Genomic DNA, 9260 nt, shown 5'->3' on the forward strand with positions numbered 1-9260 from the left:
TGGAACTTCCCCGTTGGCCATGGGCACTCGTAAGATCGGCCCGGCGTTGGCGGCAGGGTGCACCGTGGTGTTCAAGCCGGCCGAGCAAACGCCGCTGACAGCACTGGCTCTGGCCGGGATCCTGCACGATGCGGGTGTTCCGGCGGGAGTGGTCAATGTCGTGACCACCACCGACGCGTCGGGTGTCGTGGGTTCGTGGATGAGTAGCGGTGCGGCTCGCAAGATCAGCTTCACCGGATCGACTGCGGTGGGCAAGATCCTGCTCGAACAAGCTGCATCGACGGTGATGCGCACCTCGATGGAGCTCGGCGGCAACGCACCCTTCATCGTCATGGACGACGCAGATCTCGCGCGTGCCGTGGACGGTGCGATGGTCGCCAAGATGCGCAACATGGGCGAGGCATGCACCGCCGCCAACCGATTCTTCGTACACCGCAGTGTCACAGCGCAGTTCGCGGACAAGCTCGCCGAGCGCATGGGTGCGCTGTCGGTGGGGGCCGGTAGTGCGCACGGCACCGAAGTGGGTCCGCTGATCGACGACGCGGGCCGCACCAAGGTGCAGACACTCGTCGACGACGCCCTCGGGCGCGGTGCACGTGCGATCGTCGGGGGAGTGGCCCCGGACGGACCCGGCTACTTCTACCCGCCGACGGTACTCGCGGACGTCGATGCGGCGTCGGATCTGATGTCACAGGAAATCTTCGGACCGGTGGCAGCAATCGTCCCGTTCGACACCGAGGACGAGGTGATCGCCCTCGCGAACGACACCGAGTGGGGACTGGTCGGATACGTCTTCACCCAGGACATCGACCGGGCTCTGCGGATGGGGGAGCGCCTCGAGGTGGGCATGGTGGGCCTCAACACGGGTCTGGTGTCCAATCCGGCTGCGCCGTTCGGTGGCGTCAAACAGTCCGGACTCGGCCGCGAGGGCGGAAAAGTCGGAATAGACGAGTTTCTGGAGTACAAATACTTCGCCATTCCCCGAGGCTGAGAGAGGTTTTCGATCATGCCCAGTTCGAGACGACTGACGCCCATCGACGCACGCAACACGTCGATGGTCATTGCCGACCAGATTCGCGACCGCATCATCGACGGCTCCTACGCCCCGGGGGAGCAGATCAACGAGGCCAACGTCGCCGCGGAACTCGAGATCTCGCGGGGGCCGGTGCGGGAGGCGTTGCAGCGCCTCAATCAGGAGGGGTTGCTCGTCAGCTACCGGAATCGAGGTGTCTTCGTCGTCGAGCTGAGCAGTGAGGATGTCGCCGAGATCTACGAATCCCGTGCGGCGATCGAGGTCGGTGCCGCGTGGACTCTGGTGCACGGGGATCGCGCGCGCTTGGTCTCGGCTGCCGATGAGCTCTCGGCCATCGTGATGCAGATGCAGCCGTTCATCGATCGGGCGGATTGGCGAGGTCTTGCCGAACGGGATCTGGCGTTTCACACCGCCCTGGTTGCGGCGACCCGCAACAGCCGGATGTCGCGGATGTACGCCACGCTCGCTGCGGAGGCGCGTATCTGCATGGCCAACCTCGAAACCGCGTACTACCGGCCCGAGGCGTTGGTGGAGGAACATCAGCTGATCGTCGACTTGTTGCTCGGTTCGGATTGGGACGCACTGGAAAAGGGCGTACACGAGCACATGGACACCGCCATCCACGACCTGACCCGTGCCATGGTCGAGGAACAGGCCGAACACTCGGCGCTGGCCACGCCGGGATAGTTTCCGGGCTCGCAACACAGCATTTACACCCGAAGTCTTGCGCACCTCTCTCATCAGCGCTTAGCCTGATTGTCAACAATCTACTAAATCGACCCCATTGAAGGGGGTGCCCGTGAACGACTCACCCGACGTTGCTACGTCACTGCACTCGGTCCCGACGAGACCGTAGGACGGGCCGCTCCCGGACTGGCTCGGTACCCGGACGTACCGAACAGCACGCCGATCACGTTCAACGACGAGGAGTACGCGGCCCGCCTCGTTGCCGTCCGCGATCGGATGGCAGCGCAGAACCTCACGGCTCTGATCGTCACCGATCCCGCAAATCTCTACTACCTGCTGGGGTACAACGCGCTCTCGTTCTACACCCCGCAGATGCTCTACGTACCGCTCGACGGCGAGATGTACTTCTTCGCTCGCGAGATGGACGCCAACGGCGCGTTTCGCACGTCGTGGCTTCCGCAGGATCGGACGTTCGGCTACCCCGAGACTTTCGTGCAGCGCAGAGACACTCACCCATTCGTCTGGGTCGCCGCGAAGCTGCGTGAACTGGGACTGGTGAACAACTTCGAGCACGGCCAGGTGGGTCTCGAGATGGACTCGTACTACTTCAGTCCCAAGGCATTCGAGGCACTGGTCAAGGCACTGCCCGAGTACCGCTTCACCGACTCCTACGAGCTCATCAACTGGGTACGTGTGGTCAAGTCGCCTGCGGAGATCGCCCTGATGCGCGGTGCCGCGACGGTCTGCGAGTCGGCGATGTCGGCTGCGTACCAGTCGATCTCGGTCGGTGAACGGCAGTGCGACGCCGCCGCGGCCATCATGAACGCACAGGTTCGCGGCACCCCGGAGTTCGGCGGCGACCACCCGGCCATCGTCCCGATGCTGCCTACCGGTGCCGGAGCCGACACCCCACATCTGACCTGGTCGCATCAACCCTTCGTGCGGGGCGAGACCACCGTCGTCGAACTGGCCGGAGTGTTTCGGCGATACCACATCCCGATGGCCCGGACGATCGTGCTCGGAAAGCCGAGCCCACGTTTGGATTACCTCGCCAAGTCCACCGGGGAAGCATTGAACGACGTGCTCGCGACCGTGCGGGCAGGCGTCACCGCCACCGACCTGGCGCAGGTATGGAACACGAGCTTGGCCAAGCACGGACTGCACAAGCCGTCGCGCATCGGCTACTCGATCGGCATCGCTACGCACCCGACTGGGGTGAGCGCACCGTGAGCCTGCGAACCGACGACGAAACGGTACTTGCCGAGAACATGACCTTCCACATCATCGGCGGAATGTGGATGGACGACTACGGATACGAGGTATCCGAGGCCGTTCGCGTCACCGAGAACGGCCTCGAGACCTTCACCGCATACCCCCGAGAACTACTGACGAAGGAGTGAGCATGACCGCATCTACTCGAGGTCGTTCCGCAGGCTCCACTCCTGCCACAAAGGGTCGTTCCGCAGGCTCCACTCCTGCCACAAAGGGTCGTTCCGCAGGCTCCACTCCTGCCACCCAGGGTCGCTCCGCAAGCAGCATTCCCTGGGCCCTCCGCACCGACAAGCTGGTGGGCTCGGTGATCGACTCGTCGACATCGCTTCTCGCTGCACAGAAGCACGACATCGTTCGATTCGCCATGGGATCTCCTGCAGCCGAGACGGTTCCGGCCGCTGCGTTCACAGAGATAGCCGGCAGCGTACTCACCGCGGACGCGTTCGATTACGGTGCTACCGAGGGTGATCCGGGCCTGCTCGACGCGTTGCTCTCCTACCTCGACTCGGTGGGAGAACCCACGACCGAGGATCGGGTGGTGATCACCTCCGGCGGAATGCAGGGTCTCGACATCGCCTGCAAGTTGCTCGTCGATCCGGGCGACCTGGTGATCGTCGAAAGTCCCACGTACACCAACGGAACCGCCACCGTGCTCAGCTACGGAGGCGACATTCTCGAGGCCCCGATGGACAGTGACGGACTCATCGTCGAGGCGTTGCCCGAACTCGTCGAGCGCGCGGGTCGCCTGCCCAAGATGATCTACGTGATCCCCAACTTCCAGAACCCGTCCGGCGTGACCATGTCGCTCGAACGCCGAAAGCTGTTGATCGAACTGGCACATCGGTGGGGCTCGGTGATTCTCGACGACGATCCCTATGGCCTGCTCCGCTTCTCGGGTGATCCGATTCCCAGTTTCGGCACGCTCAGTCCGAACGATCCGTTGATCTTCTCGGTACGGACCTTTTCCAAGATGATCGCTCCCGGCCTGCGAGTGGGGTGGGTGGACGCCGCGCCCGAGGCGCGGCAGTTGATCGTCAACGCCAAACAGGCCATGGACACGTGCACCAACTTGCCCGGTCAGCGGATGGTGGCCGAGTACATCCGGCGCGGCCTGCTCGACGAGCATCTTCGATCGTTGGCCTCGGTGTACCTGCCCCGCAAGATCGCGATGCAGAACAGTATCGCCGAGCACTTCGGCGAGTCGATGTCGACGACGGATCCCGAGGGAGGTTTCTTTCTCTGGGCGACGTTGCGCGGCAACGATGTCGACTTCTCGACGCAGGACCTGTTCGAGACGGCACTGGCCGAGGGCGTGGCTACATACCCGGGCCGGCGTTGTCGGTGGGCGGAAAGTTCCACGATTCGTTGCGGTTGTGCTTCGCCTCCTCGACACCCGAACGCATCGAGGAGGGAATCAGAAGGCTCGCCGTGGCAGTGGAGAAGTCCAAGCACCTGCTCGCCTCCGATCCCACCCGATGACCGTCTCGAATACCGAACGCGCTCTGCTCGATTCGATCGACGAGTACGAGATCGTCTCGCTGACGGCAGCATTGATCGACGCCGGCGGCGAGAACCCCGGCGACACCGAGGAGAAATCCGCGAAAGTCCTTGCCGATCACTGTCGTGCATTGGGATTCGACGTTCGGACGGTCGAAGTGGCTCCGGGTCGGCCCAACGTCATCGTGTCGATCGGATCCGACGAGCGGCCGGGAGTGCTGTTCGTCGGGCACTCGGACGTGGTTCCCGCCGGGACGGGCTGGACCACCGACCCCTTCTCCGCCGTGGTTCGAGACGGCCGAATTGTCGGTCGCGGCGCGTGCGACATGAAGGGCGGCCTCGCCGCCGTCGTGGCTGCGATGAACGCGGTGCACCGAGCCGGTCTCGCCGACGTACACCCGATGACGTTGGCGTGTCTGGTCGACGAGGAGGACACCGGTCTCGGCATCCGAGCGTTCGTGGCCGATCCACCTCCGCGGAACTACAGCCACTGCGTGGTGGCCGAGCCGACGGATCTGGTGACCATTGTCGGGTGCCGAGGTGCCGCGAATCTGGAGATCGAGGTGAGTGGCCGTTCAGCACATGCGGGACAACCTCGCAACGGTGCCAACGCCATAGCGGCTGCAGCGCGCATCATCGCGATCATCGAGGAGTCGCAGATCGAGCTGGACGAGAACCCGGACGCCGAGTTGGGGCCCGCCACCTGGAACGTGGGAACCATATCCGGTGGGACGGGGACCTCGATGGTCGCCGATCGTTGCGTACTCACCGTCGATCGCCGTCTACTGCCGGGCGAGAAGGCGGCCGATGTCGTCGGTGACCTGCGATCACGCATCGAGGCCGCGCACGTCACCGGATCCGGTATCGACGTGACGATCGACGTCGCGATGGAGATGCCGGGCTTCTTGACCAGCGTGAACGACGGATTGGTCGGTACCGCAGTGCAATCGGTTCTCGACGCTCGATCCGAAACTGTCACCGACATCTGGACTGCATCCTGTGACGGGGGTTTCGTCGCGCAACAGATGGGTATAGGCACCGTCGTGCTCGGTCCGGGGGAGATCGAAAACCAGGCACATCGGCCGGACGAATCGGTGGCCGTGCAGCAATTGACCGACAGCGCAAGGGCGTACGCGTTGATAGCCACCAGAATCGGTGCGCTAGCTGGTCTTTAGCTTCCGAGGAGGGGGTTGGCCGAAACGCACGATCGGCACCGTCGTAATGTCGAACGCTGCGAAGAACCAAACCGACGCTCCACGTTGTACAAAAGCGAGAGGTATTGGAACCGTGACCGAAACATCAGGGTCGGCGACTACGCCTACCGGATACCCACCGAGCACCGACACGCTGAGCCCGAACGAGACGAAGATTCTGCACCGAGCGATCGGCGGATCAGCACTCGGAAACGCTGTCGAGTGGTTCGACTACGCGGTGTACGGCTATCTGGCCGTGTACATCGCCGCCAACTTCTTCCCGTCCGATGACGGGGGAGCGAGCCTGCTCTCCACATTCGCCGTGCTGGCCGCGTCGTTCATCATTCGCCCCATCGGCGGCATCGTGCTCGGCCCACTCGGCGACCGCATCGGTCGTCAGAAGGTCCTCGTACTGACCGTCACGATGATGACGTTGGCCACGGCTACGATCGGTGTGCTGCCGACATTCGACACCATCGGCATCGCCGCACCGCTGCTGCTGCTCGTCTGCAGATTGGTGCAGGGCTTCTCCACCGGTGGTGAGTACGGCGGCGCAGCAGTGTTCATGGCCGAATACGCGCCGGACAAACGACGCGGATTCTTCGGATCGTTCCTCGAATTCGGCACCCTCGCAGGCACCGTCGGCGGTGCCACCCTGTGCACCCTGCTCAACGTCGGGCTCGGCGACGAGACGATGGAGGCATGGGGCTGGCGAATCCCGTTCCTGGTGACGCTGCCGCTGGGCATCGTCGCGCTGTGGTTGCGGACCCGCCTGGAGGATTCTCCGGTGTTCGCCGAGGCCAAGGAAGACGGCGGCACGGTCGAAGAGGGTGCAGGTGGGGCCATGGCCTCGCTCAAGACCACCATGACGTACTGGCAGCGAATCCTGATCCTGATGGGATTCGTGCTGCTCCTCAACATCGCGTACTACACCGTGCTGACGTTCTTGCCCTCGTATCTCAGCGACACGTTGGGGCACAGCACGACTCAGTCCAACTTCACCCTCGTGGCCATCATGATCATCATGATGGCGATCATCAACCCCATCGGCGCTCTGTCCGACCGGGTGGGCCGAAAGCCGTTGCTGCTGGCGGCCTGCGTCGGGTACTTCGTGCTCAGCGTTCCGCTGTTCCTGCTGATCATCAACACCGGACTGATCGGCCAGAGCATCGGTTTGCTCGGTCTCGGAGTGTTGCTGGTCATCATGTGTTCCTGTGTGTCGTCGACCCTGCCTGCGCTGTTCCCCACTCAGGTGCGCTACGGAGCGTTCGCCATCGGATACAACGTCTCGACGGCACTCTTCGGCGGTACGGCTCCGCTGATCCTGACGTTCCTGATCGACCGAACCGGGTCGAACCTGATTCCGGGTTGGTACATGATGATCGCGGCTGCCATCGCCTTCGTGCCGATTCTGCTGATGCCGGAAACCGCAGGCCGCTCGTTGCGCGGAACCCAGTGCCCCGGCGACAACGACGACGAGGTTGCCGCGTCCGGCGTCGAGCTCGTCGGATACAAGAAGAAGTAGCAATGGCACCGGTTCTCGTCGTTCTGCACGCCGGCGATCTTCCCGACGGGCTCGACTCCGTCGCGGAGGTCGCCGACGTCCGGTACGCCACCGCCGACACCCTCGGCGATGCGCTCGACGGTGCCGACGCGTTGCTCCTGTGGGATTTCTTCTCTCCCGCAGTCGAATCGGCTTGGCCGCGTTGCGGCTCTCTGAAATGGATCCACATCGCCGCCGCAGGAGTCGACTCGTTGATGTTCGACGACCTGGTCGATTCCGATGTGATCGTGACCAATTCGCGGGGAGTGTTCGACCGCCCGATCGCGGAGTTTGTGCTGGCCCAGATTCTGGCGTTCGCCAAGGACTCCGAACGTTCGCGCGCACTGCAGCATTCGAAGGTCTGGCAGCACCGCGAGACCGAGCGCATCGACGGTGCCCACGCGATGATCGTGGGCACCGGTGCGATCGGGCGCGCCATCGCGAGTCTGCTGGCAGCGGTGGGAATGTCGATCTCGGGTGTGGGCCGGACGGCGCGAGAGGGCGACCGAGATTTCGGCAGCGTTCATGCCAGCGCCGACCTGACGTCCGAGGTAGCTCAGGCCGACTACCTGGTGCTGGTCGCCCCGCTGACCGATCAGACGAGAGGAATGATCGACGATTCGGTGCTGGCCGCGATGAAGCCCGGTGCACGCATCGTGAACGTGGGCCGCGGGGAGTTGCTCGACACCGAGGCGCTGCTGGCGCACCTGGCCACCGGGCACATCGCAGGTGCCGCACTCGACGTGTTCGAGACCGAACCGCTCTCGGCCGACCATCCACTGTGGACGGCCGAGAACGTGATCGTCACACCGCACATGAGCGGCGATGCCTCGGGGTGGAAACAGCGGCTCGCAGAGTTGTTCGTGGACAACGCACTTCGGCATTTCCGAGGCGAACCGCTGCGCAATGTGGTGGACAAGAAACTCGGCTTCGTGCCGTCCTGAGAGCAGTTGCTAGTAGGCCCGCTCGTACTGGGGTGCCACGGCCGGGAGCATATCGACGCCGAGTTCCCGGGCGGCGCGCCGTGGCCAGTACGGGTCACGCAGGAGCTCACGCGCGAGCAGCACGGCCGTCGCTTCGCCGAGCGAGACGATCTCCTCCGCCTGCTTGGGTTCGGTGATCATGCCGACGGCGGCGGCGGGCATGGTGGTCTCGTTCTGGATGCGCCTCGCGAACGGAACCTGATAGCCCGGACCGACCGGAATATGGGCCCTGGCGTTGCCTCCGGTCGAGGTGTCGACCAGATCCACCCCGTGCTCGGTGAGGATCTGCGACAACGCCACCGTCTGATCCGACGTCCAGCTCGGGGCCTCCAGTTCGGCTGACCCTGATGCCCGTTCGGGATCGACCGGCTCGTCGAGCCAATCCGTCGCCGACAGGCGAACGAAGACCGGAAGCTCCGCCGGCCACACCTCACGCACGGCGTCGACAACCTCGATCAGCAGCCGCGTGCGGCCCGCGAAATCGCCGCCGTACGAGTCGGTACGGGTGTTGCTGGCGGGGGACAGGAACTGGTGCAGCAGATAGCCGTGCGCGCCGTGTACTTCGGCGACCTGGAACCCGGCCTTCAGCGCGCGCTGGGCGGCCGTCCTGAAGTCGTCGACGATCTTCGCGATGTCCTCGGTCGTCGCCTCCCGTGGGCTCGCGTAGTCACCGAACGCAACCGCGCTGGGGCCGACTGTCTCCCAGCTTCGGGGGTCCTCGGCCGGCAAGGACTTGCCACCCAGCCAGGGAGCAGCGGTCGAGGCCTTGCGCCCCGCGTGAGCCAGCTGGATGCCCGGGACGGTTCCGAAGGACGAGATCTCGGCGACGATCTTCGCCAACGCGTCGGCCTGGGTGTCGTTCCAGATGCCCAGGTCCGACGGGCTGATGCGACCCTCGGGCTCACCGCCGTGGCTTCGGTGATGATCAATCCGGCACCGCCGATCGCCCGGCTCACCAGGTGGGTGCGATGCCAGTCGCCCGCGACGCCGACGTGGTCGCCGGCCTCGTCGGCCGAGTACTGGCACATCGGTGCCATCCACACCCGGTTCGG

Annotated in this window: 6 protein-coding genes and 3 pseudogenes; 8 read left to right on the forward strand and 1 reads right to left on the reverse strand. The window is 64.4% G+C overall.

Features of this window, described 5'->3' with window-relative positions; translation table 11 throughout:
- The 8 genes and pseudogenes from RHBS_RS19130 to RHBS_RS19160 all read left to right on the forward strand — a co-directional run.
- Nucleotides 1-991, forward strand: a 991-nt coding sequence (locus RHBS_RS19130; RefSeq protein WP_128646234.1) for an aldehyde dehydrogenase family protein, incomplete at its 5' end; no start/stop codon positions are given.
- A 15-nt stretch (nucleotides 992-1006) separates the two neighbouring features.
- Complete coding sequence (locus RHBS_RS19135; RefSeq protein ID WP_237669436.1) at nucleotides 1007-1720, forward strand: GntR family transcriptional regulator; 714 nt, start codon at nucleotides 1007-1009, stop codon at nucleotides 1718-1720.
- A 276-nt stretch (nucleotides 1721-1996) separates the two neighbouring features.
- A pseudogene (locus RHBS_RS19140) lies at nucleotides 1997-3120 on the forward strand (M24 family metallopeptidase).
- 236 nt (nucleotides 3121-3356) lie between these two features.
- A pseudogene (locus tag RHBS_RS19145) lies at nucleotides 3357-4313 on the forward strand (PLP-dependent aminotransferase family protein); the annotation flags it as partial.
- Nucleotides 4314-4327: 14 nt separating this feature from the next.
- Nucleotides 4328-4471: a hypothetical protein gene (locus RHBS_RS32350; protein ID WP_374700632.1), complete on the forward strand. Its 144-nt coding sequence runs from the start codon at nucleotides 4328-4330 to the stop codon at nucleotides 4469-4471.
- Nucleotides 4468-5664, forward strand: coding sequence for a M20 family metallopeptidase (locus RHBS_RS19150; protein WP_121869481.1), 1197 nt, complete (start codon nucleotides 4468-4470; stop codon nucleotides 5662-5664). Before RHBS_RS32350 ends, RHBS_RS19150 begins: the two co-directional genes overlap by 4 nt.
- 112 nt (nucleotides 5665-5776) lie before the next feature.
- Entirely contained in the window at nucleotides 5777-7207 is a 1431-nt protein-coding gene (locus RHBS_RS19155; RefSeq protein WP_237669442.1) for an MFS transporter, read from the forward strand.
- A 2-nt stretch (nucleotides 7208-7209) separates the two neighbouring features.
- The gene (locus tag RHBS_RS19160) at nucleotides 7210-8169 is read left to right on the forward strand and encodes a D-2-hydroxyacid dehydrogenase (RefSeq protein WP_128646235.1); all 960 of its coding nucleotides are present in this window, start codon (nucleotides 7210-7212) and stop codon (nucleotides 8167-8169) included.
- A gap of 9 nt (nucleotides 8170-8178) precedes the next feature.
- On the opposite strand, the pseudogene RHBS_RS19165 reads toward RHBS_RS19160, so the two are convergent.
- Nucleotides 8179-9260: pseudogene (locus tag RHBS_RS19165) on the reverse strand (NADH:flavin oxidoreductase/NADH oxidase); the annotation flags it as partial.

This window comes from Rhodococcus sp. BS-15 (genome assembly GCF_000813105.1).
Taxonomy (GTDB): domain Bacteria; phylum Actinomycetota; class Actinomycetes; order Mycobacteriales; family Mycobacteriaceae; genus Rhodococcoides.